The sequence below is a fragment of the Serratia sp. 2880STDY5682894 genome, assembly GCF_001537385.1.
GTDB classification, from domain to species: Bacteria; Pseudomonadota; Gammaproteobacteria; order Enterobacterales; family Enterobacteriaceae; genus Serratia; species Serratia nevei.
The window spans coordinates 34,148-59,433 of sequence record NZ_FCJA01000007.1; the positions used below are offsets into that span (position 1 = coordinate 34,148).

28 protein-coding genes are annotated in these 25,286 nt (G+C 59.3%); 19 read left to right on the forward strand and 9 right to left on the reverse strand.

From position 1 onward, the window contains the following. Positions 1-23 precede the first annotated feature (23 nt). The 3 genes from trpB (at position 24) to AWX27_RS16400 (ending at position 2,552) form a co-directional block, all read left to right on the forward strand. A complete protein-coding gene (gene trpB / locus AWX27_RS16390; RefSeq protein WP_033634762.1) occupies positions 24-1,214 on the forward strand; it encodes a tryptophan synthase subunit beta in 1,191 nt (396 codons plus the stop codon). Continuing rightward, on the forward strand, positions 1,214-2,020 hold the full coding sequence (gene trpA, locus AWX27_RS16395) for a tryptophan synthase subunit alpha (RefSeq protein ID WP_038877280.1): 807 nt from the start codon (positions 1,214-1,216) through the stop codon (positions 2,018-2,020). Before trpB ends, trpA begins: the two co-directional genes overlap by 1 nt. Positions 2,021-2,237: 217 nt before the next feature. Continuing rightward, positions 2,238-2,552: a BON domain-containing protein gene (locus AWX27_RS16400; protein WP_025303053.1), complete on the forward strand. Its 315-nt coding sequence runs from the start codon at positions 2,238-2,240 to the stop codon at positions 2,550-2,552. A gap of 44 nt (positions 2,553-2,596) precedes the next feature. Here the strand turns inward: AWX27_RS16400 and ompW are convergent, their stop codons facing one another. Further along, positions 2,597-3,229: an outer membrane protein OmpW gene (gene ompW / locus AWX27_RS16405; protein ID WP_019452715.1), complete on the reverse strand. Its 633-nt coding sequence runs from the start codon at positions 3,227-3,229 to the stop codon at positions 2,597-2,599. Between the two features lie 286 nt (positions 3,230-3,515). On the opposite strand from ompW, the gene AWX27_RS16410 reads away from it, so the two are divergent. Continuing rightward, positions 3,516-3,956 carry a YkgJ family cysteine cluster protein gene (locus AWX27_RS16410; protein ID WP_060423779.1) on the forward strand — a complete coding sequence of 147 codons (441 nt, stop codon included), beginning with the start codon at positions 3,516-3,518 and terminating at the stop codon, positions 3,954-3,956. 34 nt (positions 3,957-3,990) lie between these two features. Continuing rightward, the gene (locus tag AWX27_RS16415) at positions 3,991-4,743 is read left to right on the forward strand and encodes a YciC family protein (protein ID WP_049232944.1); all 753 of its coding nucleotides are present in this window, start codon (positions 3,991-3,993) and stop codon (positions 4,741-4,743) included. Positions 4,744-4,794: 51 nt separating this feature from the next. Here the strand turns inward: AWX27_RS16415 and AWX27_RS16420 are convergent, their stop codons facing one another. After that, entirely contained in the window at positions 4,795-6,498 is a 1,704-nt protein-coding gene (locus tag AWX27_RS16420) for a SulP family inorganic anion transporter (RefSeq protein ID WP_038877273.1), read from the reverse strand. A 221-nt stretch (positions 6,499-6,719) separates the two neighbouring features. Here AWX27_RS16420 and AWX27_RS16425 point away from each other — a divergent pair, with 221 nt between their 5' ends. Further along, positions 6,720-7,259 (forward strand): septation protein A, encoded by a 540-nt coding sequence (locus AWX27_RS16425; RefSeq protein ID WP_004932082.1) that lies wholly within the window; start codon positions 6,720-6,722, stop codon positions 7,257-7,259. A 76-nt stretch (positions 7,260-7,335) separates the two neighbouring features. Next, positions 7,336-7,764, forward strand: coding sequence for an acyl-CoA thioester hydrolase YciA (gene yciA / locus AWX27_RS16430; RefSeq protein WP_004932085.1), 429 nt, complete (start codon positions 7,336-7,338; stop codon positions 7,762-7,764). 70 nt (positions 7,765-7,834) lie between these two features. Here yciA and tonB read toward each other — a convergent pair whose 3' ends face one another. Both tonB and AWX27_RS16440 read right to left on the reverse strand, forming a co-directional pair. Beyond that, the gene (tonB, locus tag AWX27_RS16435; protein ID WP_049271333.1) at positions 7,835-8,578 is read right to left on the reverse strand and encodes a TonB system transport protein TonB; all 744 of its coding nucleotides are present in this window, start codon (positions 8,576-8,578) and stop codon (positions 7,835-7,837) included. Positions 8,579-8,814: 236 nt separating this feature from the next. Beyond that, positions 8,815-9,468, reverse strand: coding sequence for an epoxyqueuosine reductase QueH (locus tag AWX27_RS16440; protein WP_025303057.1), 654 nt, complete (start codon positions 9,466-9,468; stop codon positions 8,815-8,817). Between the two features lie 175 nt (positions 9,469-9,643). Between AWX27_RS16440 and AWX27_RS16445 the strand changes: the two genes are divergently transcribed. Together AWX27_RS16445 and AWX27_RS16450 are read left to right on the forward strand one after the other, a co-directional pair. After that, complete coding sequence (locus AWX27_RS16445; protein WP_033634770.1) at positions 9,644-9,940, forward strand: YciI family protein; 297 nt, start codon at positions 9,644-9,646, stop codon at positions 9,938-9,940. Between the two features lie 172 nt (positions 9,941-10,112). After that, positions 10,113-11,063, forward strand: coding sequence for an amidohydrolase family protein (locus AWX27_RS16450; RefSeq protein WP_060423783.1), 951 nt, complete (start codon positions 10,113-10,115; stop codon positions 11,061-11,063). Between the two features lie 53 nt (positions 11,064-11,116). On the opposite strand, the gene AWX27_RS16455 is transcribed toward AWX27_RS16450, so the two are convergent. Then, positions 11,117-12,118 carry a LacI family DNA-binding transcriptional regulator gene (locus tag AWX27_RS16455; RefSeq protein ID WP_060423786.1) on the reverse strand — a complete coding sequence of 334 codons (1,002 nt, stop codon included), beginning with the start codon at positions 12,116-12,118 and terminating at the stop codon, positions 11,117-11,119. 71 nt (positions 12,119-12,189) lie between these two features. Next, complete coding sequence (locus tag AWX27_RS16460) at positions 12,190-12,744, reverse strand: D-lyxose/D-mannose family sugar isomerase (RefSeq protein WP_080432897.1); 555 nt, start codon at positions 12,742-12,744, stop codon at positions 12,190-12,192. 229 nt (positions 12,745-12,973) lie between these two features. Between AWX27_RS16460 and AWX27_RS16465 the strand changes: the two genes are divergently transcribed. From AWX27_RS16465 to AWX27_RS16490, 6 genes are all read left to right on the forward strand, one after another. Next, positions 12,974-14,008 carry an NAD(P)-dependent alcohol dehydrogenase gene (locus AWX27_RS16465; protein ID WP_060423792.1) on the forward strand — a complete coding sequence of 345 codons (1,035 nt, stop codon included), beginning with the start codon at positions 12,974-12,976 and terminating at the stop codon, positions 14,006-14,008. Between the two features lie 4 nt (positions 14,009-14,012). Continuing rightward, positions 14,013-15,530 (forward strand): xylulokinase, encoded by a 1,518-nt coding sequence (xylB, locus tag AWX27_RS16470; protein WP_060423794.1) that lies wholly within the window; start codon positions 14,013-14,015, stop codon positions 15,528-15,530. After that, complete coding sequence (locus AWX27_RS16475) at positions 15,527-17,032, forward strand: sugar ABC transporter ATP-binding protein (protein ID WP_060423798.1); 1,506 nt, start codon at positions 15,527-15,529, stop codon at positions 17,030-17,032. Before xylB ends, AWX27_RS16475 begins: the two co-directional genes overlap by 4 nt. A gap of 76 nt (positions 17,033-17,108) precedes the next feature. After that, the gene (locus tag AWX27_RS16480; RefSeq protein ID WP_369819331.1) at positions 17,109-18,086 is read left to right on the forward strand and encodes an ABC transporter permease; all 978 of its coding nucleotides are present in this window, start codon (positions 17,109-17,111) and stop codon (positions 18,084-18,086) included. Positions 18,087-18,119: 33 nt separating this feature from the next. After that, positions 18,120-19,127 (forward strand): substrate-binding domain-containing protein, encoded by a 1,008-nt coding sequence (locus AWX27_RS16485; protein ID WP_060423804.1) that lies wholly within the window; start codon positions 18,120-18,122, stop codon positions 19,125-19,127. Between the two features lie 274 nt (positions 19,128-19,401). Then, entirely contained in the window at positions 19,402-19,665 is a 264-nt protein-coding gene (locus AWX27_RS16490) for a hypothetical protein (RefSeq protein ID WP_019452732.1), read from the forward strand. A 46-nt stretch (positions 19,666-19,711) separates the two neighbouring features. On the opposite strand, the gene AWX27_RS16495 is transcribed toward AWX27_RS16490, so the two are convergent. Further along, positions 19,712-20,263 carry a TetR/AcrR family transcriptional regulator gene (locus AWX27_RS16495; protein WP_038877264.1) on the reverse strand — a complete coding sequence of 184 codons (552 nt, stop codon included), beginning with the start codon at positions 20,261-20,263 and terminating at the stop codon, positions 19,712-19,714. Positions 20,264-20,389: 126 nt separating this feature from the next. On the opposite strand from AWX27_RS16495, the gene smfY reads away from it, so the two are divergent. Together smfY and AWX27_RS16505 are read left to right on the forward strand one after the other, a co-directional pair. Next, a complete protein-coding gene (smfY, locus tag AWX27_RS16500; RefSeq protein ID WP_038877262.1) occupies positions 20,390-21,862 on the forward strand; it encodes a multidrug efflux MFS transporter SmfY in 1,473 nt (490 codons plus the stop codon). A 200-nt stretch (positions 21,863-22,062) separates the two neighbouring features. Further along, positions 22,063-22,554, forward strand: coding sequence for a Dps family protein (locus tag AWX27_RS16505; protein ID WP_004932132.1), 492 nt, complete (start codon positions 22,063-22,065; stop codon positions 22,552-22,554). 45 nt (positions 22,555-22,599) lie between these two features. Here AWX27_RS16505 and AWX27_RS16510 read toward each other — a convergent pair whose 3' ends face one another. Continuing rightward, positions 22,600-22,776: a YciY family protein gene (locus tag AWX27_RS16510; protein ID WP_025159792.1), complete on the reverse strand. Its 177-nt coding sequence runs from the start codon at positions 22,774-22,776 to the stop codon at positions 22,600-22,602. Between the two features lie 242 nt (positions 22,777-23,018). On the opposite strand from AWX27_RS16510, the gene cls reads away from it, so the two are divergent. Together cls and AWX27_RS16520 are read left to right on the forward strand one after the other, a co-directional pair. Further along, positions 23,019-24,479: a cardiolipin synthase gene (cls, locus tag AWX27_RS16515; RefSeq protein WP_038877257.1), complete on the forward strand. Its 1,461-nt coding sequence runs from the start codon at positions 23,019-23,021 to the stop codon at positions 24,477-24,479. Between the two features lie 56 nt (positions 24,480-24,535). Continuing rightward, positions 24,536-24,859, forward strand: a complete 324-nt coding sequence (locus tag AWX27_RS16520; protein WP_004932139.1) for an HI1450 family dsDNA-mimic protein — start codon at positions 24,536-24,538, stop codon at positions 24,857-24,859. Between the two features lie 73 nt (positions 24,860-24,932). On the opposite strand, the gene AWX27_RS16525 is transcribed toward AWX27_RS16520, so the two are convergent. Then, positions 24,933-25,286, reverse strand: a 354-nt coding sequence (locus tag AWX27_RS16525) for an oligopeptide/dipeptide ABC transporter ATP-binding protein (protein ID WP_369819321.1), incomplete at its 5' end; no start/stop codon positions are given.

Below are 25,286 nucleotides of genomic sequence, written 5' to 3' on the forward strand. Positions count from 1 at the left end.
AACGGATAATAACGGGAAATCTCATGACGCTGCTTAACCCCTACTTCGGCGAATTTGGTGGCCAGTATGTGCCGCAAATTCTGATGCCGGCCCTGAAACAACTGGAAGAAGCCTTTGTCAGCGCCCAGCGCGATCCGGCATTTCAGGCGGAATTTATCGATCTGCTGAAGAACTACGCAGGCCGCCCGACGGCGCTGACGCTGTGCAAAAACCTCACCGCCGGCAGCAACACCAAGCTTTATCTGAAGCGTGAAGACCTGCTGCACGGCGGCGCGCACAAGACCAACCAGGTGCTGGGCCAGGCGTTGCTGGCCAAGCGCATGGGCAAAACCGAGATCATCGCGGAAACCGGCGCCGGCCAGCACGGCGTCGCGTCGGCGCTGGCCTGCGCGCTGCTCGGCCTGAAGTGCCGCATCTATATGGGCGCCAAAGACGTCGAGCGCCAGTCGCCGAACGTGTTCCGCATGCGGCTGATGGGCGCGGAAGTGATCCCGGTGCACAGCGGCTCCGCCACCCTGAAAGACGCCTGCAACGAAGCGCTGCGCGACTGGTCCGGCAGCTATGAAACCGCGCACTATATGCTCGGCACCGCCGCCGGCCCGCACCCGTACCCCACCATCGTGCGTGAATTCCAGCGCATGATCGGCGAAGAAACCAAAGCGCAGGTGCTGGAGCGCGAAGGCCGCCTGCCGGATGCGGTTATCGCCTGCGTCGGCGGCGGCTCCAACGCCATCGGCATGTTCGCCGACTTTATCGATGACGCCGACGTTGGGCTGATCGGGGTGGAACCCGCCGGTCTGGGCATCGAAACCGGCCAGCACGGCGCACCGCTCAAGCACGGCCACGTCGGCATCTACTTCGGCATGAAGGCGCCGATGATGCAGACCGCCGAAGGCCAGATTGAAGAGTCCTATTCGATTTCCGCCGGGCTGGACTTCCCGTCCGTCGGGCCGCAGCATGCCTACCTGAACAGCACCGGCCGCGCCGAATACGTGTCGATAACCGACGACGAAGCGCTGGAAGCGTTCAAGGCACTGTCGCGCCATGAAGGCATCATCCCGGCGCTGGAATCCTCACATGCCCTGGCGCACGCGCTGAAAATGATCCGTGAAACGCCGCAGAAAGAGCAGATCCTGGTGGTCAACCTGTCCGGCCGCGGCGACAAAGACATATTTACCGTTCACGACATTTTGAAAGCACGGGGAGAAATCTGATGGAACGTTATCAGCAACTGTTCACGCGTCTGGAAAGCAGCAAGGAAGGCGCCTTCGTCCCGTTCGTGACGCTGGGCGATCCTAATCCGGCGCTGTCGCTGCAGATTATCGACACCCTGATCGAAGCCGGCGCGGACGCGCTGGAGCTGGGCATCCCCTTCTCCGATCCGCTGGCGGATGGCCCGACCATCCAAAGCGCGACGCTGCGCGCCTTCGCCGCCGGCGTCACGCCGACCCAGTGCTTCGAGATGTTGGCGGCCATCCGCCAGAAGCACCCGACCATTCCCATCGGCCTGCTGATGTACGCCAACCTGGTGTTCCATAAAGGCATCGATGCGTTTTACCAACGCTGCGCCGAAGTGGGCGTGGATTCGGTGCTGGTCGCCGACGTGCCGTTTGAAGAGTCTGCGCCGTTCCGCGCCGCCGCCGCGCGCCACGGTATCGCACCGATCTTCATCTGCCCACCGAACGCCGATGACGATCTGCTGCGTGAAATCGCCTCGCACGGCCGCGGCTACACCTATCTGCTGTCGCGCGCCGGGGTGACCGGCACCGAAAGCCGGGCTCAGCTGCCGCTGCATCACTTGGTGAACAAACTGCGCGAGTATCACGCCGCGCCGCCGCTGCAGGGTTTCGGCATCTCCGAACCCGAGCAGGTGAAGGCCGCGCTGCAGGCCGGGGCCGCCGGCGCGATCTCCGGCTCGGCAATCGTCAAAATCATCGAACAGCACCATGCCAACCCGGCGGAGATGCTGACCAAGCTGGCGGCCTTCGCCAGCAGTATGAAGCGCGCCACCCGGGCGTGATCCTCTCCAGCGAGCGCCCCGCCGGCGCTCGCTTTAACAGCTTGTTTCCCCTCAAAGTTTATTCCATTTATTTACAGCAAAAATTTGAACAAACTCAGGTCTTGTCTCACAATGAAGTTTGTTCGCTATGCATTTCTTCGTTTGATTTGGGGAATGCGCTCGCTGCGGCGAAAAACCGTAGCGAATTTCAACCATAACATTGCATGGAGAGTAATTTATGAAGCTGTTTAAAACCCTTTCAGCCTTGTGCATGGCAGCCGTTGTGGCGGTCGCGGTGAGCGCTTGCGCGCCGACGGCAAAATCAGAGGGAACAGGCGGTTATATCGATGACACCGTAGTCACCACCAAAGTGAAATCGGCACTGTTGGCGGATAAAAACATCAAGTCGCGCGAGATCAGCGTGGAAACCTTTAAAGGTCGCGTGCAGCTGAGCGGCTTTGTGACGTCCAGCGATGACGCCAACCGTGCGGTGCAGGTCACACGCGGCGTGGCCGGTGTGAAATCGGTTGAAAACGTAATGCAGATTAAATAATACCGACACAGGGAGGCGCAACGCCTCCCTGATTGCGGCCTTCATCAGAAGCGATAACCCGCCCCGAACATGAACACCCACGGATCCAGACGCGTATCGAAGCTGTGGTGCCCGCCATTCGCATCGTTGAAGCGAGTTTTGGTTTCGATGTTCATCCACCACACCGACATGTTCAGCATCCAGTGTTCATCCAGGTTGTAATCCAGGCCGGCCTGCGCCGCCACACCCCAGGAGTCTTTCAGGTCGAGATTGCTCAACCCGGCGCTTTTGCCGTAGTCGTTGAACTTCTCGTCGAAGAAGGTGGTGTAGTTAACGCCGACGCCCAGGTAAGGACGCAGTTTGTCCTGCTTGTCGCCGAAGTAGTATTGCGCCATCAGCGTAGGCGGCAATTGGTGAACGGTCGCCAGATCGGTGCCGCCCAGCGTAACCTTGTGGCGGAATGGCGTTGCGGCCAACAACTCAACGCCGATGTTGTCCGTCACCATGTAACCGAAGGTCAGACCGAGCTGGGTGTTATTTTTCGCATCCAGCGAACCCAACCCCAATACGTTGTCCGAACCCGCATTTGGACGCACCGTTGCGGTGCCCGCGCGGAACAGGAAATCACCGGCCTGATGCGCACTTGCCAACATAGGCGCCATCATCGTCGCCAATACCACCAGAGTTGTCTTTTTCATTATCCATTCCATTTGTGTGGTTAATCGCTCGAGGGGGAATATACCTACTTTCGGGTATTTGTGATCCCATCGAGATCACATCTTATGTGTAAAAATTTAAAATCCCACTAAAAACAAGGTTACCTAACCGCTTAATAAATCAAGGATTGATCTGCATCAAAAAATCGATTTTGTTGCAAATTATCTACATGTTCAAATTTCGGTTGCGGAGAAAAATGCGGCTGAGGTAATTTCATTTTCCGTGTTGGTTTTGGTTGGTGCCGTAAGGAGTCGGTGGGCAATCAAGATGAGCGAAATCCTTAATCCCTGTGTCAGCTGCGGCGCATGCTGCGGTTATTTTCGAGTGTCATTCTATTGGGCCGAAGCCGAAGACGGCGGCGGCACCGTTCCCCTTTCCTTAACGGAGCCTTTGAGCCCGTTCCTGCGCTGCATGCAGGGGACCAACAGCAAGTCCCCCCGCTGCAACGCGCTGGACGGCGAGATCGGCAAAGCCGTGTCCTGCTCGATCTACCTCAATCGGCCCAGCCCGTGCAGAGAGTTCGATCAGTCCGGCGAAAACGGCCTGCGCAACGAAGCCTGCGATCGCGCCCGGGAACGCTACGGGCTGCCGCCCCTGCCGGTGCCCCTGCCGCTCTCGCTGCCTGAGACGACGATCGTTGAAGAAATAGGCGTAGTGCAATTCGCGGGGTGCCACAGCGGCGTGGAACAGGGTACAATCACCCACTGATTTATCTCTGTTTTCCCGACGCCAAGGAGTCTGCATGCCTATCACGGCCAACGCTTTGTACCGTGACAGTTTTAACTTTTTACGCAACCAACTGGCCAGCATCCTGATGCTGGCGCTGTTGACGGCGTTTATCTCCGTGCTGCTGAATCAGGCCTTCAGCCCCGATGCCGAACAGTTGGCGACGCTCGCTGCCACCACCAGCGATTTCGCTTCGTCTACCGGTATGGGCATTCAGGAAGTGATCCAGCAGATGACGCCGGAACAGCAGATGGTGTTGCTGAAAGTGTCGGCGGCCGCCACCTTCTCCGCGCTGGTCGGCAACGTGCTGCTGGTCGGCGGGATGCTGACGCTGATCCGTCTGGTGTCGCAAGGGGAACGCACCAGCGCCCTGCGCGCGCTCGGTGCCTCGGCGCCCGATCTGCCGCGTCTGCTGCTGCTGCTGTTTATCTGCACCCTGCTGATCCAGCTCGGCCTGACGCTGTTTGTGGTGCCGGGCGTGCTCATGGCGATCGCCTTCGCGCTGGCGCCGGTGATCGCCTCCGTCGATAAAAAAGGCGTGTTCGCTTCGCTCAAGCTGAGCAGCAAGTTGGCCTTCGCCAATGCGCGCGTGATCGTGCCGGCGATGATGCTGTGGCTGGCGGCCAAGCTGCTGGTGCTGTTTTTGGTGAGCCATCTGTCAGTGCTGACGCCGAACGTCGCCAGCGTGGTGTTGACCGCGTTGAGCAACCTGGTGTCTGCCCTGCTGCTGATCTACCTGTTCCGCCTGTACATGCTGCTGCGCGGCTAACGCCGACGCAACCAAAACCCAAGGGGCACGCTTCGGCGCGCCCCTTTTTATTTACCCTACCGTGGCGGCTTCCGCCTGCTCCTTACTCTGAATCAGCTTCAGCGCCAAATACAGGTCCGGCACCAAAATCAGCTCTTTGTCGCGCCCTAAGCGGTTGATACGGAACCAGCGCGTCAGCTCGGTGCGGCGCCCCGCCAGCACCAGCTTAACATTACGCTGTAACAGGTCGCGTTTCAGCTCGTCGATGGCCGCCAGCACGCTGATATCGGCATGGGTAAAACTGGCTACCGCATCCACCACCACCCAGCGCGGCTGGAACGGCGTACCGTCGACCAAATTGAGAATACGGCGTTTGAAGTACGCCACGTTGAAATAGGTCAGCGGCGAATTGAAGCGATACATCATGACGCCAGGTACCGCCTTCACCCCATTGTTGTTGCCCATGGAATGGATCATGCCTTCGTCGTTGACGCCCAGCAGCTGCTCCGTCGGCCGGAAGACGGTGCGCAGAAACTGCATCAGCCCCAGCAACACCGCCAGCCCGATGCCGCTGATCACCCCCACCAGCAGCACGCTGAGGAAGGTAAACAGCGCCAGGCGAAACGCCTGCGCGTTGCGGCGGCGCAAAACCCAGATGCCGCGAATGTCCAGCAGCGACCAGGCCGCATACATCAGCACCACGCCCAATCCTGCCACCGGAATAAACTGCAGCGGCGCCATCAGGAACAGCAAGACGAAGGCGATGACCGCAGCGGCGATGACCGACACCAGCTGGCTCTTGCCGCCGTTGGCGTCATTCACCGCGGTGCGCGAGTCCGCACCGCTGATGGCGAAACCTTGCGACAGCGCGGAGACGATATTCACCAGCCCCAGTGCACGAAACTCGGCGTCGGCGTTCACCTCATAACCGTTCTTGGCGGCAAAGCTGCGGGCGGTGAGCATCATGCTGACAAAACTCACCACCGCCAGGTTAAGCGCCGGGATCACCATGTCGCGCAGCAAGCCGGGCTGGAAGTCCGGCCACTGGACGATCGGCAACACGCCGCTGAAACCGCCCACCGTCACCACGCCATGCTGCTGCAGGCCGCCGGCCCAGGTGACGAATGCCGCCAGCACGATGGCAAACAGCGGTGCCGGCCAGTTAGGCCGCCATTTTTTAAATCCGAGCAGCGTCACCAGCGTCAACAACGACACCGCCATCGTCAACCAGTCGCTGTGCAGCAGGTTGCCGGGCAGCGCGTAGATGCGCTCGATCAGCTGCGCCGGGCGCACCGTGAATCCCAACACCTTGCCGATCTGATCGACGATGATGGTGATCGCCACCCCGTTCAGCAGCCCGCTGAGGATCGGCCGCGACAGCAGATCCGCCAGCGCCCCCAGCTTGAACCGGCTGGCCAGCAGGCACCAGCCGCCCATCATCGCGGTCATCATGATGGTCAGTTGCCAATGGCGCTCCATATTACCCGCCGCCAGCGGCGTCACCACCGCTGCGATCACCGCACAGGTGGCGGCGTCGGGCCCGACGATCAGCTGGCGCGACGAGCCGAACAGCGCATAGGCCACCATCGGCAAGATACAGGAATAGAGCCCCACCACCGGGCTGACCCCGGCCAGCTCGGCATAGGCGATGGCCACCGGCAAGGCGACGGCGGCGACGGAAAGGCCGGCGCGAATATCCGGCTTGAGCCAGCTGCGTTGATACCCCAATAAATGCGTCAAACCCGGCGTCAAGGCCTGGAGAGATTTCCACTGCATGCTGTTTTCCGCGGTAAATTATCTGGTTATTATGACACTTACTATGCGGCCTGCGGCCCGCACTGGCAATGTGCCCGCGCTTTCTTGCGTAAGTTTATGCAAATTCCTGCTTTCGCGGCAGAAATCCGCCGGCCAAACGCCGATAATCGGCAACGCCCGGCGGTACACAGAGCTCGCCGAATCCGGTATAGTCGGCCGATGAACAGATGATGGATTGATTTATGAAGCAGTTTCTTGATTTCCTCCCGCTAATTGTCTTTTTCGCTTTTTACAAGCTGTACGACATTTACGTCGCTTCCGGCGCGTTAATTGTCGCCACCGCGCTGGCGCTGGTGTTCACCTGGGTGAAATACCGCAAGGTCGAGAAGATGACGCTGATCACCTTCCTGATGGTGCTGGTGTTCGGCACCCTGACGCTGGTGTTCCACAACGATTTGTTCATCAAATGGAAGGTCACGGTGATTTACGCGCTGTTCGCGCTGGCGCTGCTGATCAGCCAATGGGTGCTCAAAAAACCGCTGGTTCAACGCATGCTGGGCAAAGAGCTGACGCTGCCGGACAAAGTGTGGAGCAACCTCAACCTGGCCTGGGCGGTCTTCTTCCTGGCCTGCGGCCTGGCGAACATCTATGTCGCCTTCTGGCTGCCGCAAAGCGTCTGGGTCAATTTCAAAGTCTTTGGCCTGACGGTGCTGACGCTGGTCTTCACCCTCCTCAGCGGTATCTATATTTACCGGCACATGCCGGAAGAACAGAAAAAATAGTTACAAAATTGTTAATGCCTGCGGCGCTTGCCGCGGGCAGTATGATGTTATTCCCTCCTTTTAAAAGCAGACTGCTATGACACAACAACGACCTTTACCCAGCGGCGAGCTGGTGCTGCGCACGCTGGCCATGCCGGCCGATACCAATGCCAACGGTGATATCTTCGGCGGCTGGCTGATGTCGCAAATGGACATCGGCGGCGCCATCCAGGCAAAAGAGATCGCCGAAGGGCGCGTGGTGACCGTGCGCGTGGACGGCATGACCTTCCTGAAACCAGTGGCGGTCGGCGACGTGGTTTGCTGCTATGCGCACTGCATCCGCACCGGGCGCAGCTCGATCACCATCAATATCGAAGTGTGGGTCAAGAAAGTCTCTTCCGCGCCGATCGGCCAGCGCTACCGGGCGACCGAAGCGGTGTTCACCTATGTGGCGGTCGATGCGGAAGGCAACTCGCGCGCGCTGCCTGAGGGCAAAATGAATTTCCGCGTTGGCTTCGAAGAATAAGCCGGCGGCTGTACCGCAAATACAAAAAGGGTCGCCGAGGCGACCCTTTCTTTTTGGGTGGTTACCGGACTCAGTTCACTTCGGTCGTGCCGTTCAGCTTGAAGCGGATAGTGACGGTGCGATCTTTCGCTTCTTTGGCCTCATAGCGCCATTTACGCATCGCCTGCTTCACTTCACGCTCGAACATATTGCGCGGCTCGGCCGACAAGATGCGCACGTTGCTGACGCGCCCGTCGCTGTCGATATCGAACTGTACCCGCACGTTGCCTTCGATCTGCAAAGCCTGGGCCCGCGGCGGATAGAGCGGATTGGCGCGGCTGATCGGTCTTGGCCCGACCTCGCGCGAGTTGCCCTGCACCGGCGCGGCAGGCGCCTGTTTCACCGGCGCTTTATCGATCGGTTTGGCCGGTGAATCGTTGTTGAACGGCGACGGCTCGCGCGGCTCAACCTTCTTCGGCTCCGGTTTAACCTGTTTTTCGACCTTCGGCTTCGGCTTAGGCTTCGGTTTCGGCTTGACCGGCTCGGGTTTCACGATCGCCTTCGGCGGCGGCTCCACGATAGGTTCCGGTTCTGGCTCCGGCTCAGGTTCGACCTGCGGTGGCTCCGGCTCGGCCGGCGCCGGTGGTGGCGGCTCGGCCATCGCGGCGGTGTTGACCATCATGACGCTGATCGGCGCGTCCTCTGGCTTCGGCAGCTCCACCACTTCTTTTACCGAAGCGTAAAGCAATCCCGCCACCAGGGCGCTGTGCAGGCCTACGGACAAGACGAAAGGCACGGATATACGGCGATTAAGGAACATCTTTTTTAGCGGCATAATGATTCTGTTTCCTCTGGTTCGCCAAGTTTAAATGCAAATAGCAATCATATTCAATAACGAAAGGCAAACTATCGCTTTAATCGTCAGTCTGCGCGGCTAAAACCAGCAAACTCATAAGGATATTAACCTCACCGTTGCTTTTTTATCGCCGGAACAACACGCTTCATTAACGTTTGGCCGGGCGTCAAAAAATAAAAAACCCGCCGTAGCGGGTTGATTGCGGTGATTAAGCGTTATTCTTCATCACCATAGTAAAGCACGCCCAGCTTAATCAGCGGCCGCCCTTGCGCCTTGCGGTGCAGGTTGGTGTCGCGCAGCGAATAGACGCAGCCGCAGTATTCCTGCTGATAGAAGCGTTCGCGCTTGCTGATCTCTATCATGCGCGACGAACCGCCCTTCTTGCGCCAGTTGTAATCCCAGTACACCAAATCGGGATATTTTTCCGCCGCCCGGATGCCGCAGTCGGTGATCTGCTGCATGTTCTTCCAGCGCGAAATGCCCAACGAGCTGGAGATGGTGTCGTAACCGTGCTCATGCGCATACAGCGCCGTGCGCTCGAAACGCATGTCAAAACACATGGTGCAACGAATCCCGCGCTCCGGCTCATTCTCCATCCCCTTGGCGCGGGCGAACCAGTTGTCGGTGTCGTAATCGGCATCGATGATCGGCACCCCGTGCTGCTCGGCGAAACGGATGTTCTCTTCCTTGCGCAGCAGATACTCTTTTTGCGGGTGAATGTTAGGGTTATAGAAGAAAATGGCGTACTCGATCCCGGACGCCTGGATCGCTTCCATCACCTCGCCGGAACAGGGCGCGCAGCAAGAGTGCAGCAGCAGTTTACTTTTGCCCGCCGGCAAATCGAGTTTTTCCCTTACCAGTTCCGTCATATCCTCACCTCAATGGCATATCAGTTTAAGCGCGCCGCACTATACGAATAAAAAGTAGCGGCTTCAAGGTATAAGCGCCAATCCGCCGGGAAATTCGCCGCGCACCGTTCCCCTGCCGCGCCTTTTGCGCTACCTTGGTAGCACCGTTTTATAGCCATGATTTTAAAGGTGAAACATGCTTTATCTGATCTACGCGCAAGACGTCCCCAACTCGCTGGAAAACCGTCTGGCGGTGCGCCCGGCACACCTGGCGCGCCTGCAGGCGCTGCGCGACGCCGGCCGCCTGGTGGTCGCCGGCCCTAACCCGGCCATCGACAGCAACGATCCCGGCGCCGCCGGCTTTACCGGTTCGACGGTGATCGCCGAATTCGAGTCGCTGGCGCAAGCCCAGGCCTGGGCGCAGCAGGATCCCTATATCGCCGCCGGCGTCTATGCCGACGTGACGGTGAAGCCGTTCAAGCAGGTGTTCTGATCTCCAGCCCGCCCAATACCGGGAACGCCCGTTCGCGCGCCGTTCCCGGATCAATGCGTGCTCTCACCCTAACCCGTCGGTAGAAAAAATGCCCTCCCTCCAGGGGCTGTCGCGTCGCCTGCCTATACTCTTCTGAACCCGCGGCATCGCCGCGAACTCAGGAGATCGACCGATGCGACTCGACGTACACGCCCACCTGTGGAGCACAGAGTATCTGGATCTTTTGCAAGCGCATGGCGTGCATGAAGTTGCCGCCTATCGGCACCTGGGCGCCGGCCGCACCGAGCGCGAGCTCGACGCGCGTTTCGCCCTGCTGGATAAGGCCGGCATCGACATGCAAATCCTGTCGGCGACGCCGCTGTCGCCGCATCTGGAAGACGAGCAGGCGGCCGTTGATGCCGCGCGCCGGATCAATGATGAATATGCGGAGCTGGTAGCGCGTTATCCCACCCGCTTCCGGGCTATCGCTTCCTTGCCGCTGCCGCATATCGACGTTGCGTTACGCGAGCTTGAAAGGGCCTTTACCCAGCTCAATATGCTGGGCGCCTGCATCACCACCTCAGTGCTCGGGTTGTCTATCGCCAACCCGCTGTTCGAGCCGCTCTATCAGGAACTCAACCGCCGCCACAGCGTGTTGGCCATTCATCCCGCCGGCCGCGGCGCGCACTCGCCGCTCATCGCCGACTACGCCTTGACCTGGTCGATCGGCGCGCCGATCGAAGACACGGTCGCCGCCATGCACTTTATCCTCAACGGCCTCCCTCAACGCTTTCCGGAGATGAAAATCATTGTGCCGCATCTGGGCGGCCTGCTGCCGATGACGCTGGAACGCCTCGACCAGACCGTCGCGTGGGAGGCGCCGAATACGCCGGAACCCCCAAGCCGCGCCGCCCTGCGCATGTGGTACGACACGGTAGGCCACGATCAGGTGCCCGCACTGCAAGCGGCGGCAGCGACGTTCGGCGCACAGCGGTTGCTGTTCGGCACCGATTTTCCGTTCCAACCAGGCGACCTGTTTCAAACCACGGTAGACTACATCCGGCGAGCAGGTTTGCCGGAGGAAGAGGTGAACGCCATTTTGGATCGCAATGCGGCAGCGCTGTTTGGGCTGGGTACAAACTGACACGTCAAGGCTCAGTGAGCCCCTGTGCCGCCCATCAGGTGTCGTGCGCCGCGTTATATGACCAGTTTTCCCCGCACCACCACCTTGCCCGGCTTGATCTCGGGGTCGGCAATGCGGCGGATCGCCAGATTCAACGCTTGCCAGGCGATCTCTTGCAAATCGTGTGACACGCAGGGGAAATGAAAACCGTAGATCTCGGCATGTGAAACCTCATCGATGCTGAACAGCGACACGTCCTGCATCAACGGCAGCCGATGTTCGATACAGGCCTTGATAATACCCAGGGAGATCTGGTTATTGCAGCCAACGAAAAAGTCCGGCGCGCGGTTATTGGCCAGCCAACGGCTCGTCTCTTGCCAGGCGACATCCATAAAGAAATCGGCATACAGCACTTCAAGCGACGCCACCTTGCCTTGTAATGCCGCTTGCAAGCCAGTGACCCTGTCACGCGCCACGTTGGAATTTTCCGGCCCGGAGACCACCACCACCCGCTGCGCCTTCTGTTCCAGCAGCCAGCGCCCCGCCTGGAGGCCGCAGTCCAGGTTATCGATATACACCCCGCTGCAGTGGCGATTGTCCAGCTCCCGGTCGATCAGCACCACCGGAATATTCAAGGTTTCCAACCGTTTTAGGTAGGAAGGCTGGTACAAATGATCGTTGGAAATGACCGAGAGAATGATCGCATCGACGTTGTAGCCAATCAGTTTGTCGATGATTCTGTCTTCGCTTTCCTGAGACTCATAGGAGTCGAACACCAGGGTGTCATATCCCATTTTTTGCGCTTCAAGCGTCATCAGCCGCGTCAGGCCGCCAAAGAACGGGTTGGCCATATCAGGGTTGACGATGCCGATGGTTCTGCTGCTTTTTGCCCGCAGGTTGCGCGCCGCGGCATTGACCACATAGCCGAGCTCGGCAGCGGTCTCCCGAATGCGGCGCAGCGTTTCCGGATGAACCTTGTCCGGCTGTGAAAATGCCCGCGACGCGGTGATTTTACTGACGTTTGCCTGTGCGGCGACGCTAGCCAGCGTCGCTTTCCGTCCTCGATCCCCTGCCAAATGCAGCTCCTTAGCCTTAAGGTATCATTTTGTATCATTTTTAGCATCATGACAGAACTTGGTTCATGGCGCTAATGGTTTACGCCGGCAAGACGATTAATCCGGGGATCGGTAAAAATATCCAGCTCATCACGGCTCTCGGAAGAAAACTCGGACACCACGGCGCCCTGCTCGCCAGCCTGGAACCAGTGCCGGGTATTGGGCGCGATGGTATATTGCTCGCCGGGCCGCAAAAGGATATAGCGATTGCAGGTATACCACGGCTCCGCGCCCTCGGGTACCCGGCATACCGGTTCGCCGCCGGCGTCATTAAGCGTCAGGTTTTCATCATCGACAAACAGGAACACCGCGCCCCAACGGCAGCGGAAAGTCTCTTGCTTGCCGGGCGTGCCGGCGAAAGGAGGATGCAAATGTTCCGGGCAGGTTTGCCCCGGAAACAGCACCAGCTCTTTCGCACAATACCGAGGTGAGTTGACGTAGGTCAGCAGCTGCAGCCCTGACACGGGATAGTCGGCCAAGCCAAATGTTGCAATTTCAATACGTTGCTGCTCTTCATCGGTCAGGACAATGTCCGCCTGGCGCAAATATCCCAGCGTAGCGGCTCTGGCGCTTTGGTGTATCTTCATCATTTCCCCCTGCAAAGTAACGGTATCGATATCAACGCGCTGATATTAAAACCGTCATTGCCCCGCCGATTTTGTGATCGCTATCCCCATATTGAATAACAACCCACCAGCAAAATTAACCCCCGTCGAGTAATTCCAACATTGATCACAGTTTAACCACTCGCTTTGGCCCAATATCGCCTCACTAAAATGATACCGTTACCATAAAAATGATTCACCAGGAGGCCATATGAAAGCATTAGTGTTGGCGAAGGCGGGAGAAATCGCTATCGAGGACGTCCAGCTTGCCGAGGCGTTGGGGCCCGATGATGTACAGATAAAAATTCATTCCGTAGGCATTTGCGGCAGTGATGTGCACTATTACCAGCATGGCCGCATTGGCCCGTTCGTGGTTAACGCCCCGATGGTGCTCGGCCATGAAGCCTCCGGGGTGGTGCTCGCGACAGGTAAAAACGTCACTCACCTCAGCGTCGGCGATCGCGTTTGCATGGAGCCCGGCATTCCCGATCTCAACTCTGCCCAGACGCGCGCCGGTATTTACAACCTTGACCCGGCCGTTCGCTTCTGGGCGACGCCGCCGGTGCACGGCTGCCTGCGCGAAACCGTCATCCACCCTGCCGCCTTCACGTTCAAATTGCCGGACAACGTCAGTTTCGCTGAAGGCGCCATGGTGGAACCCTTGGCCATCGGCATGCAAGCGGCCACCAAAGCCGGGATCAAACCCGGCGATATCGCCCTGGTGATCGGCGCCGGGCCGATCGGCGTGGTCACCGCCCTCGCGGCGCTGGCGGGCGGCTGCTCGGACGTCATTATTTGCGACCAGTTTGACGAGAAACTCGCCGTGGCGGCCAGTTACGAGGGGCTGCACGCCGTCAATATCAAAACCGGCGACCTGGCGGGGAAAGTGGCCACGCTCACCAGCGGCAATGGCGCCGATGTCGTGTTTGAATGCAGCGGCGCAAAACCGGCTATCGCAACGCTGGCCGAACATGCGGCGCCAGGGGCGACCGCGGTGCTGGTCGGCATGCCGATCGATGCCGCGCCGCTGGATATCGTCGCCGCGCAGGCCAAAGAAATCACCTTCAAGACCATTTTCCGCTACGCCAACATGTACCCGCGCACGCTGCGGCTGTTGAGCAGCGGCAAGTTGCGCGTCCAGCCGTTGATAAGCCAAACCTACAAGTTCTCCGACAGCGTGGCCGCCTTCGAGCGCGCGGCGGCGGGACATGCCTCGGACATCAAAATCATGCTGGAGATGGAGTAATCCTATGACGCTCTATGCTGGCATAGACTGCGGTACGCAAGGCACGAAAGTCGTGATTGTCGACAGCACACAGGGCGCGATCCTCGGTGAGGGCAATGCCCCTCACCGTCTCATCAGCCAAGCCAATGGCCGGCGCGAACAGGAGGCCGACTGGTGGATTGAGGCGTTAGTCATCGCTTTTCGCCAAGCCGTGACTAACGCTGGCGTTGATGCGCGGGAGATTCATGCTCTGGGGGTATCGGGCCAACAACATGGGTTTGTGCCGCTGGACGCAGACGGCAACGTGCTGCACAGCGTCAAGCTGTGGTGCGATACCGAAACCGCGGAAGAAAACGCACGGCTCCTGCAACAGCTCGGCGGCGCCAACGGCTCGCTGGAAACACTCGGTTTGCGGCTCGCCACCGGCTATACCGCGTCAAAAATCCTTTGGTTCAAGACGCACCATCCGGCGCTGTGGGCAAAACTGCACACCGTGCTGCTGCCCCATGATTATTTGAACTTCTGGCTGACCGGGGAGCGCGTAGCAGAATATGGCGACGCTTCCGGCAGCGGGCTGTTCGATGTGCGCAGCCGTAGTTGGAGCAAAACCGCCGTCGAGCTCATCGATGACAGCGGCCGCCTGTGGCAAGCTTTGCCGCCGCTCAAAAGCGCGGAGTGCTGCATCGGCACGGTGCGCCCCGCCGCGGCGGAAAAACTCGGCCTCGGCCCAACGGTACGGGTATCGACCGGCGGCGGCGACAACATGATGGCGGCCATCGGTTCCGGCAACATCGAGGCCGGCACCCTCACCCTGAGCCTGGGCACCTCCGGCACGCTGTTCGCCTGGTCTGCCGCCCCCGTCGCGGCGGAATCGGACATGATTGCCGGCTTCTGCTCCAGCACCAACGGGTGGCTGCCCTTGATTTGCACCATGAATGTCACCTCGGCCACCACCGCAGTGCAAACGCTGCTGGATGAAGATCTTGCCGGCTTTAACGCGTTGTTGGCGCAGGCCTCGCCCGGCGCAGGCGGTGTCGAAATGCTGCCGTTCTTCAATGGCGAACGCGTTCCGCCGCTGCCCCACGCGCGCGCCAGCCTGCATAACCTCGATAGCGACAACTTTACCCGCGCCAATCTCTGCCTGGCGGTAGTCGAAAGTGCCACGTATGGGTTGCGCTATGGCATCGAGCTGTTTCGCCGTCAGGGCATCGAAGCGCGCGAAATCCGCCTCACCGGCGGCGGCGCCCGCAGCGCCGCCTGGCGACAAATCGTCGCGGACGTGATGGGCTGCCCGGTGGTCTGTCTGAAAGCCAAAGAGACCGCCGCGCTGGGCGGCGCCATTCAGGCGATGTGGGCGACAATGTTGGCTGACGATCCGCGCCGGAACGCCGGCGCGTTGCTGGCCGAACTGTGCCAACGCTTCGTTGCGCTGGATGAGGCCACGCGCACACGGCCAAACGCCGGCAGACAGGCACAATACGAGACGCTTTATCAACGGTACCTGCAACGCTTGCAGCAGACCTACCCGGAGGTGCAACTGTGACGCAAGATCCCCATACGCCAGCGCCCGCCTACCTGCTGGAGGTCAGCGGCGTCAAAAAAGCCTTTGGCCCGGTCGTGGCGCTCAAGAATGCGGAGTTTTGCCTGCGGCGCGGATCCATCCATGCCCTGTGCGGCGGCAACGGCGCGGGCAAATCCACCTTTCTCAGCATTCTGATGGGCTTTATTCAACCCGATGGCGGCGACATTTTTATCAATGGCCAACGCTGTGAATTTCATCACCCTCGGGAAGCCCTCAACGCCGGCATCGCCATCGTGCAGCAGGAACTGAGCGCGATCCCGGATCTGACGGTGGCCGAAAACATTTGGCTGGGCCGCGAGCCGAGACGCTTGGGGTTCGTCGACTTCGCAACGCTCAACCAGCGCACGACCCGCCTGCTCAAAGAACTCGATTTCAAGATCGACGCCCGAGAAAAAATGCGCAACCTGAGCGTCGCCGAGCAACAGCTGGTCGAGATCGCCAAGGCGCTGTCGCATGCCAATGCCGACATCATCATCATGGATGAACCCACCTCGGCGATTGGCGAAGAGGATGCGCAGAAAATCTTTCAGACGCTTCAGCAACTGGCGGCGAAAGGTAAAGGCATTATCTACGTCTCTCACCGTTTGTCAGAGATATTCCAAATCGCGGACAGCTACACCATCTTCCGCGACGGCGCCTACATCCATGAAGGCTATATCGCCGACATCACCCGTGAACAGCTGATCGAACACATTATTGGCGGCGAGTACGACAGCGAGTTCGCCAAATTCAATCAGCCCGGCGAAGAGGTTTTGCTGGAGGTCAACAACCTGTGTTGGCGCAGCAAGATAAAAGATATCAGCCTGCAGCTTAAGCACGGTGAGATCCTGGGCATCTATGGGCTGGTGGGCTCGGGCCGCAGCGAGTTTCTCGATCTTATCTTCGGCATTCAACATGCCGACAGCGGCACGATCCGCTTGGGTGACAAGACGCTGAACCGCCATTCTCCGCGCAAGGCCATCGACAGCGGTATTGCCTACGTAACGGAAGATCGCAAGGAAACCGGCCTGGTGCTGTGCCGCTCCGTCAGTGAAAACATCAATATCGCCTCTTTTGCCGCCATCAGCCGGATGGGGTTTGTCAGCGAGAAACGGGAGCAGGCGCGGACCCGCGACATGATCCAGCGCTTCAACGTTAAAACCCATGACGGCGAACAGCCGGTGGGCAACCTGAGCGGCGGCAACCAGCAAAAGGTCGTGCTGGGCCGTTGGGCGCTGCTGGATCCGGAGGTTTTGCTGCTCGACGAGCCGACGCGCGGTATCGACGTCGGGGCCAAGAAAGAGATCTATCGATTTATGTCGGAGTTCGCCTTGCAAAACAAAGGGATCATCATGGTTTCCTCCGAGCTTTCGGAAATTATCGGCATGAGCGATCGCATATTGGTGTTTCGTGACGGGCAGTTGGCCGGCGAGCTTTCGGCAGCCGATGCGACCCAGGCAGCACTGATGAAACTTGCGGTTTAACAGAGAGAGAAAAAAAATGAGCAGCGCCCACTCCTTATCACCAGGAATTTCATTTTTCACCCGCAATAAGCGCCGCATGCACAAATACGGCATTATCATCGCCTTTTTCGCCCTGTGCCTGACCGTGGCGCTGATTGGCGAATATCAGGTCGCTCAGGGGGCCTGGAGCAGCAACTATTTTCTCAGCAATGAAAACACCCTGATCGTCCTGCGCCAGGTCTCGATCAACGGCATTCTTGCCATCGGCATGACCTTCGTCATTATCACGGCCGGGGTTGATCTCTCCGTGGGATCGGTGCTGGCGCTAAGCGGGATCGTCGCCGCCCGCTTCGCTACCAACAACAGCGGATTGGCTATCGGCGATACCGCGACCGCCGTCATGGCACCGCTGATTGTGGCGCTCGGTATCGGCATCGTTTGCGGCCTGGTGAACGGCACCGTGTTAGCCCGCTACCGCCTGCAGCCGTTTATCGTCACCATGGGCATGCTCTCCGCGGCGCGCGGTTTAACCATGTTGACCACCAACGGCAATCCGGTATCGCAATTGAACAGCGATTTCCGCTGGTTGGGCAATGGCTATGTCGGCGGCGTTCCGGTGCCCGTCATCATCTTCATCGTGCTGTTCGCCCTCGCCTGGCTCGTGCTGAATAAAACCCTCTTCGGGCGCTACATCTACGCCGTCGGCGGCAACCCGAAAAGCGCGCGCACCTCGGGGATTAACGTCACCCGCATCAAAATACTGGTGTATACGCTGTGCGGCGCGCTGGCCGGCATCGCCGGCCTGATCCTCACGGCGCGCACCGGCTCGGCGCAGACCAACGCCGGTGCTGGGTATGAGCTGGACGCCATCGCGGCGGTGGTGATCGGCGGCACCAGCATGGCCGGCGGCGTCGGTACGCTGGTCGGCACCTTCTTCGGCGTGCTGATTATCGGGGTGATGAATAACGGCCTCGATCTGCTCGGCGTGCAATCGTATTACCAACAGATTATCAAAGGCGCATTGATCGTTCTTGCCGTCTTGCTCGACCCCTCGCGTAAGCAACAGCGCGATTAATAACATCAGACCCAACTCTACCAGGAGAAAACCATGAATAAGACCAAGATAGCGTTGTTTGCCTCAGCCATGATGCTGGGTAGCCTGTCGGCAGCTCAGGCCGCCCCGGTTAAAATCGCGGTATTGATGTACGGCAACAAAGCCGAGTTCGTGCAATTGATGGAAAGGTTCGGCAAGGAACACCCGGCGGTGAAAAGCGGCGAAGCCGTGCTGACCTTCTACGATGGACGTTATGATGCATCGGTGCAAAACGATCAGGCCGCCACCGCTATCCAGACGCGCGCCGATGCCATTATCGTCAACCCTATGGATTTTGAGGCCAATATCGATATCGTCACTAATGCCAACGAAGCCAAAATCCCGGTGGTGGTCACCAACGCGCGCCTGAACACGGACGCGATGACGTCTGAAGTGGTGTCTAATGACGAGTTGGGGGGGTATCTGGAAGCCAAAGCCGTCCTGGACAAACTCGACTGCAAGAACCACAAGGTAAACGTGGTGATTATCGAAGGCCCGAAAGGCGGCAGCGGCGAGATCCAGCGCGGTAAGGGCAACGATAAAGCGATTGCCGAGTGCGGCGCCGGCCAGGTCACGGTACTTGAGCGCAAAACGGCCAACTGGTCACGCGCGGAAGCGCAGCCGCTGATGGAAAACTGGCTGCAGAAACACCGGGGTAAAATCAACGGCGTGATCGGCCAAAATGACGAGATGGCGCTGGGTGCTATCGAGGCGATCAAAGGCGCCGGCCTGAATGTGAAAGACTTCGCGATTGCCGGCGTTGACGGCGTTTCCGACGCGATTCATGCGGTGCAGGCCGGTGAAATGGTCTCTATCCTGCAAGATGCCAAAGGCCAGATGCAGGGGTCCATCGACGTCGCGCTGCGCGCCGTGAAAGGTGAAAGCTATCAACCTCAGTCGGATATCTGGAAGCAGTACGCCAAGGATCTGAAATGGGAGGGCGGCACGCAGAAGCATTACTACATTCCGTGGACCGTCGTTACCGCAGAGAACGCTCAAGCGCTGTTGGATGCCCGCAAATAATCCCCCGCCCCCTGGCTCCAGGGGGCCCTGCTATGGCACTTGTCTGCAAAAAAAAAGCCAGCACGGAGTGGCTGGCTTAAAGGTTCTTCGAGGGAATATCTTGTTCGATAAACATACGCCTTTCGCCGCCCCCTTGACTAACTATCAGTGTGATAGGCGCCGCCGTCTGAGACTATTTTTTGCCGTTGCATGGTAAAGCGCCGCCGCTGACCTACACTTGAGCCGTAGTCAAGATGCAGTTACGGGTCGTTTTTATCTTCCAAAAGGAATAATTATGAAGGCAACTAAATATCTCTTGGCACTGCTGGCGTTCACCTCATTCTCTTCCCTGGCGGCAATTGAAATCACTCGGGAAGAGGCGGCGAAACATACCGAGATCGGTCCGGTGACCATTTCACAAGACGGCGACGACACCGTGGGGATCGACCATGCGCGTCTGTCGAAAGCGGTAGATGAAAAAGGCGGTAAGTATTACGTCATTATCGGCCGCGAGGGGAAAACCACCTTCGAAACCATCAATGCGATAGCCTATAAATAATCAGGCTTAGCCCGCGGCAGGCTGCTCCTGCCGCTTGTCCCGGCGTTTACTTGTCGCCGCCCGTCAATATCAATGCCTGCATATCGGCGAACATCGTTTCCCATTCCGCCTGGTCGATATCCATCAAACCAAAGTAACGCAGCATAAAGGCGCCTTCGGTGGCGAGAAACGCCAGGCGCGCGCGCTTGCCTTCTTCGGTCGTCAAATCCAAACCGGCGATGCGGCTGCGATACCACTCGCGCGTGCTCGCCAGATGCTCCGGCGTTTGAATCAACGTCGCCATCAGCCCGGCGGCCTTGGCGCTGGAGGTCTGATCCGAACTGTGGGTGGCCAGCATATGCGCCCGCACGGCGGTCTGCGGCGAAGGCTCGTCGCCGGCGATCGCCGTGAACAGCGTCTCATAGGCACTGCCCCAGCGATCGAACATGGCATCGATAAGGGCGTCTTTGCTGCCGAAACAATACTGCACCCCGCCCTTGGAGATCCCCATCGCTTTGGCGACGGCGTCGATGGTCAAGCCGGCGGCCCCCTGGGTGGCGACGATCTCTTCGGCGGTGTCCAAAACCTTGTCGCGATCGATGCTGCGTTGACGTCCCATTAAGAAACCCTTCTTTTCAATACGAACGTATGGATATATATTATCATCAGTATACCACCCGGCATCGCCGGTGGGTTACCCCAATGGCGGCGCCTCCGCGCCGCCCACGTTAACTGGATATGAATTATGTACGCCAAGAACCGCTGGTTGATCCTGACGATGGTCGCCAGCGCCCTTTTCCTGATCGTCATCGATATGACGGTGTTATATACCGCCCTGCCGCGCTTAACCCAGGCGCTGGACGCCAGCGCCTCGCAAAAACTCTGGATCGTCAACGCCTACCCGCTGGTGGTGGCCGGCCTGCTGCCCGGCGCCGGCATGCTGAGCGACCGCATCGGCCATAAGCGGCTGTTTCTCGCCGGGCTGCCGGTGTTTGCCGTCGCGTCGCTGTGCGCCGCGTTCTCGCCCACCGCCGAGTGGCTGATCGCCGCCCGGGTGTTCCTCGCCGTTGGCGCGGCAATGATGATGCCCGCCACGCTGTCCATCGTGCGCCACGTCTTTACCGACGAACGCGAACGCGCGCTGGCAATCGGCATCTGGGCCTCGGTGGCCTCCGGCGGCGCGGCCATCGGCCCGGTGGTCGGCGGCCTGCTGCTGGAGTATTTCTGGTGGGGGTCGGTGTTCCTGATCAATGTGCCGGTCGTACTGCTGGTCTGGCCGCTGGCGTGGAAACTGATCCCGCGCTGCGGTGGCGATAACCCGCGCCCTTCGGACATCGTCGGTTCGGTGCAGATCATGATGGGTCTGGTCGGCGCCATCTATGCGCTGAAGGAGCTGAGCAAGCCGACGCCTGATGTGAGCGCCTTGCTTGTGGCGGCCCTGATCGGCGTGTTGTTCCTGGTGCTGTTCGTGCGTCGTCAGCAGCGCAGCGCCCACCCGATGATCGATTTCTCCCTGTTCCGCAACCGGCTGTTCGCAGGCGGCATCGGCGTGGCCCTGCTGTCGATGGTGGCGCTGATCGGCGTCGAGCTGGTGCTCAGCCAACGCCTACAGCTGGTGCTCGGCCTCAGCCCGCTGCAGGCGGCGCTGTTTATTTTGCCGATCCCGCTGGCCTCGGCGCTGGCGGGGCCCGTAGCCGGCCTGCTGTTGCCGCGCTACGGCGAACGCAGCATCATCCTCGGCGGCTTTGTCCTGACTACCCTCGGCATCGCCGGTCTTGCCGTGTGGTACCAGAGCGGCATGGCGCCGCAATTGGTCAGCCTGGCGCTGGTGGGCTTTGGCCTCGGCGGCGTGATCACCGCCGCTTCTACCGCCATCATGCTGAACGCGCCGGAGGAGAAGTCCGGCATGGCGGCGTCCATCGAAGACGTCTCCTACGAACTGGGTGGCGTGCTGGGCGTGACGCTGCTCGGCGGGTTGATGACGGCGGTTTACAGCCACAGCCTGGCACTGCCGGCGGAGCTGCCGGTCAGCGATTTGGCCTACGACAGCATCGACGAAGCCCTGCGGCTGGCGGCCGGGCTGGCGGCCGATCGCGCGCAGCAGCTGACGCAGCTGGCGCGTCTGGCCTTTGATCGCGCGTTTATTACGGTGCTGATCGCCGCCGCATTGCTGATGGCGCTGGGCGCCGGCGCGGTGAAACTGGCGCTGCGCAAGTAACCGATAAAAGCGGCTTTTTTCGCCTGCGGATCCTGCGTAAACTGATTCGGCAATTTGCTCGACGGATTTATCGTCATCGGTTTTAGCGATGGCAATAATGCCTGTTATCGTGTTTAACCCTGCGATAAATCCGGTTACTGTAACAGCTATGGAAATTGATTCTGTCTACTATCGGAACAAATAATCAGGAGAAGATTATTATGGCAACGGCAAAGAAAGCAGCGAAAACCCATATCGGCCTCGACAGTAAACAATCGGCAAAACTCGCCGAGGCGCTGAACGCGCTGTTGGCGAACTATCAGGTGCTGTATATGAACGTGCGCGGCTATCACTGGAATATTACCGGCCCGCAGTTCTTTGAGCTGCACGCGAAATTCGAAGAGACATATAACGATCTGCTGACCAAGGTGGATGAGCTGGCGGAACGTATTCTGACGCTGGGCTCGCAGCCGCGTCACGCTTTCAGCGACTATCTGAAAACCGCCGACATCAAGGAACACACCAACGTGACCGATGATAAAGGCACGCTGCGCGGCCTGTTGGAAGGGTATTCAATCTTGCTGCAGCAGCAGCGTGAACTGCTGACGGTAGCGGCAGACGCCGGTGACGAAGGCACCGCATCGCTGATGAGCGATTACATCAAAGAGCAGGAAAAACAGGTCTGGATGCTCAACGCCTATCTGGGCAAATAACCCAGGCGCCATAACAAAACAGTCCCTCACGGGACTGTTTTCGTTTTACCACTCGCAGGATACCGCAAACAGCAGCGCGCGCCGATGCTGATCGTCCAGGCGGCGCCGCACCCGGATAATATGGCGATTGCTGCACGACTGGCGTTCCAGCCAGCGATGCCGGCGGCGTTGGCTCTGCCGCAACATGCGCCAGCGGCCCACTTCATTTCTACTGCGTCTCATAATTCCGTCACTCGTTCGTCTAATGCCAACCGCGGGCATTATAGCCCTTTCCGCCCGTGATCCAAGCCGCAGTTATCGGCGGCACAGCGGGCGCCACGCGGGTAAAAGCCGCCCTTTCATTTTCAGCAAGTGCCTTAACTTCATCATATTTATGTAACATAAGCGCCGATAAAAGGTTTCGCCTTGACCGATCTGTGCGTACACTCATCATTGGTGGTTTGCGAACGGGATTTTTCGCCTTTATGACAACATTTTATACCGTAATCAGTTGGCTCATGGTGTTCGGCTACTGGCTGCTGATCGCCGGCGTGACGATGCGCATTTTGATGAAACGCCGTGCGGTTCCCTCTGCCATGGCCTGGCTGCTGGTTATCTACATACTGCCGCTGTTCGGCATCGTGGCCTATTTATCGTTCGGCGAGCTGCATCTGGGCAAGCGCCGGGCCGAGCGCGCCAAGGCCATGTGGCCGTCAACCGCCCGCTGGCTGAAGGAGCTGAAAGAGAGTCGCCGCATCTTCGCCACCGAGTACAGCGAGGTCGCCGAACCGCTGTTCCAGCTGTGCAACCGCCGCCAGGGCATCGACGGCGTCAAGGGCAACCAGCTGCAGCTGCTCACCACCACCGACGACACGCTGAAAGCGCTGATCCGCGACATCGAACTGGCGCGGCACAACATCGAAATGGTGTTCTATATCTGGCAGCCCGGCGGCCTGGTCGATCAGGTGGCCGAATCGCTGATGGCCGCCGCCCGACGCGGCGTACACTGCCGCCTGATGCTCGACTCCGCCGGCAGCCTGCAATTTTTCCGCAGCCCCTACCCGGCGATGATGCGCAACGCCGGCATCGAAGTGGTCGAGGCGCTGAAAGTCAACCTGCTGCGCGTATTTCTACGCCGCATGGACCTGCGCCAGCACCGCAAGGTGGTGCTGATCGACAACTACATCGCCTATACCGGCAGCATGAACATGGTCGATCCGCGCTACTTCAAGCAGGATGCGGGCGTCGGCCAATGGATCGATCTGATGGCGCGCATGGAAGGCCCGGTGGCCACCACCATGGGCATCGTCTATGCCTGCGACTGGGAGATTGAAACCGGCAAGCGCATTCTGCCGCCACCGCCGGACGTCAACATCATGCCGTTCGAGCAGGAAAGCGGCCATACCATTCAGGTGATCGCCTCCGGCCCCGGCTTCCCCGAGGAGATGATCCACCAGGCGTTGCTGACCGCGGTCTATTCCGCCCGCGAGCAGCTGATCATGACCACGCCGTACTTCGTGCCAAGTGACGATCTGCTGCACGCCATTTGCACCGCCGCCCTGCGCGGCGTCGAGGTCAGCATCATCGTGCCGCGCGACAACGATTCGATGATGGTGCGCTGGGCCAGCCGCGCGTTCTTCTCCGAGCTGCTGGAGGCCGGGGTTAAGATCTATCAGTTCGAAGGCGGCCTGCTGCATACCAAGAGCGTGCTGGTGGACGGCCAGCTCAGCCTGGTCGGCACCGTCAATCTGGACATGCGCAGCCTGTGGCTGAATTTCGAAATCACGCTGGTGATCGACGATGACGGCTTCGGCAGCGATTTGGCCTGCGTGCAGGAAGATTACATCGCCCGTTCCCAGCTGCTGAACGCCAAAGAGTGGCTGAAGCGGCCGTTCTGGCATCGCCTGGTCGAGCGCCTGTTCTACTTTTTCAGCCCGCTGCTGTAAAAGCCGCGGCGAGCGTGCTTTAATAGCGCCAAATCATTTGTTATCAGGATTTTTTTATGGATTTGAATAACCGCCTTACCGAAGACGAAACGCTGGAACAGGCCTACGACATCTTCCTCGAATTGGCCGGCGACAATCTGGATCCGGCGGATATTCTGCTGTTCAACCTGCAGTTTGAAGAGCGCGGCGGCGCCGAACTGTACGATCCCTCCGAAGACTGGAGCGAGCACGTGGATTACGACCTGAACCCGGACTTCTTCGCCGAGGTGGTGATCGGTCTGGCGGACAGCGACGGCGAGCCGATCAACGACGTGTTCGCCCGCGTGCTGATCTGCCGTGAGAAAGACCACAAGCTGTGCCACATTCTGTGGAAAGAGTGATTCGCCGTTAGCGCATCGGATAAAAAAAGCCCCGCTCATTCAGCGGGGCTTTTTGTTGCCGACTAGCGGCACATTACAGCGGATCGACCTTCAGGCAGGACACCGCGTGGCGGAAACTGCCCTCCAGCAGCGGACGCGTCTTGGCGCACTCCGGCCCGGCTATCGGGCAGCGGGTGCGGAACACGCAACCGGTCGGCGGGTTGATCGGCGAAGGCAGCTCCCCTTCCAACAGCTGGATCTGCTTCTCCTTCTCCTTGTCCGGATCCGGGATCGGCACCGCAGACATCAGCGCTTTGGTGTAAGGGTGCTGCGGGTTGTGGTACACCTCGTCATAGGTGCCCAGCTCCACCGCATGGCCCAGATACATCACCAGCACGCGATCGGAAATGTGCTTCACCACCGCCAAGTCGTGGGCGATAAAGATCAG

Excerpts from the sequence above, each read along its gene's own strand:
- smfY (WP_038877262.1), top strand. The coding sequence starts at position 20,390 with ATGTACGCCAAGAACCGCTGGTTGATCCTGACGATGGTCGCCAGCGCC.
- AWX27_RS16505 (WP_004932132.1), top strand. The coding sequence starts at position 22,063 with ATGGCAACGGCAAAGAAAGCAGCGAAAACCCATATCGGCCTCGACAGT.
- ompW (WP_019452715.1), bottom strand. The coding sequence starts at position 3,229 with ATGAAAAAGACAACTCTGGTGGTATTGGCGACGATGATGGCGCCTATG.
- AWX27_RS16465 (WP_060423792.1), top strand. The coding sequence starts at position 12,974 with ATGAAAGCATTAGTGTTGGCGAAGGCGGGAGAAATCGCTATCGAGGAC.
- AWX27_RS16495 (WP_038877264.1), bottom strand. The coding sequence starts at position 20,263 with ATGGGACGTCAACGCAGCATCGATCGCGACAAGGTTTTGGACACCGCC.
- cls (WP_038877257.1), top strand. The coding sequence starts at position 23,019 with ATGACAACATTTTATACCGTAATCAGTTGGCTCATGGTGTTCGGCTAC.
- AWX27_RS16415 (WP_049232944.1), top strand. The coding sequence starts at position 3,991 with ATGCCTATCACGGCCAACGCTTTGTACCGTGACAGTTTTAACTTTTTA.
- AWX27_RS16400 (WP_025303053.1), top strand. The coding sequence starts at position 2,238 with ATGAAGCTGTTTAAAACCCTTTCAGCCTTGTGCATGGCAGCCGTTGTG.
- trpB (WP_033634762.1), top strand. The coding sequence starts at position 24 with ATGACGCTGCTTAACCCCTACTTCGGCGAATTTGGTGGCCAGTATGTG.
- AWX27_RS16445 (WP_033634770.1), top strand. The coding sequence starts at position 9,644 with ATGCTTTATCTGATCTACGCGCAAGACGTCCCCAACTCGCTGGAAAAC.
- AWX27_RS16490 (WP_019452732.1), top strand. The coding sequence starts at position 19,402 with ATGAAGGCAACTAAATATCTCTTGGCACTGCTGGCGTTCACCTCATTC.
- AWX27_RS16520 (WP_004932139.1), top strand. The coding sequence starts at position 24,536 with ATGGATTTGAATAACCGCCTTACCGAAGACGAAACGCTGGAACAGGCC.
- AWX27_RS16460 (WP_080432897.1), bottom strand. The coding sequence starts at position 12,744 with ATGAAGATACACCAAAGCGCCAGAGCCGCTACGCTGGGATATTTGCGC.
- AWX27_RS16510 (WP_025159792.1), bottom strand. The coding sequence starts at position 22,776 with ATGAGACGCAGTAGAAATGAAGTGGGCCGCTGGCGCATGTTGCGGCAG.
- trpA (WP_038877280.1), top strand. The coding sequence starts at position 1,214 with ATGGAACGTTATCAGCAACTGTTCACGCGTCTGGAAAGCAGCAAGGAA.
- tonB (WP_049271333.1), bottom strand. The coding sequence starts at position 8,578 with ATGCCGCTAAAAAAGATGTTCCTTAATCGCCGTATATCCGTGCCTTTC.
- AWX27_RS16450 (WP_060423783.1), top strand. The coding sequence starts at position 10,113 with ATGCGACTCGACGTACACGCCCACCTGTGGAGCACAGAGTATCTGGAT.
- AWX27_RS16440 (WP_025303057.1), bottom strand. The coding sequence starts at position 9,468 with ATGACGGAACTGGTAAGGGAAAAACTCGATTTGCCGGCGGGCAAAAGT.
- yciA (WP_004932085.1), top strand. The coding sequence starts at position 7,336 with ATGACACAACAACGACCTTTACCCAGCGGCGAGCTGGTGCTGCGCACG.
- AWX27_RS16485 (WP_060423804.1), top strand. The coding sequence starts at position 18,120 with ATGAATAAGACCAAGATAGCGTTGTTTGCCTCAGCCATGATGCTGGGT.
- AWX27_RS16425 (WP_004932082.1), top strand. The coding sequence starts at position 6,720 with ATGAAGCAGTTTCTTGATTTCCTCCCGCTAATTGTCTTTTTCGCTTTT.
- AWX27_RS16410 (WP_060423779.1), top strand. The coding sequence starts at position 3,516 with ATGAGCGAAATCCTTAATCCCTGTGTCAGCTGCGGCGCATGCTGCGGT.
- xylB (WP_060423794.1), top strand. The coding sequence starts at position 14,013 with ATGACGCTCTATGCTGGCATAGACTGCGGTACGCAAGGCACGAAAGTC.
- AWX27_RS16480 (WP_369819331.1), top strand. The coding sequence starts at position 17,109 with ATGCACAAATACGGCATTATCATCGCCTTTTTCGCCCTGTGCCTGACC.
- AWX27_RS16420 (WP_038877273.1), bottom strand. The coding sequence starts at position 6,498 with ATGCAGTGGAAATCTCTCCAGGCCTTGACGCCGGGTTTGACGCATTTA.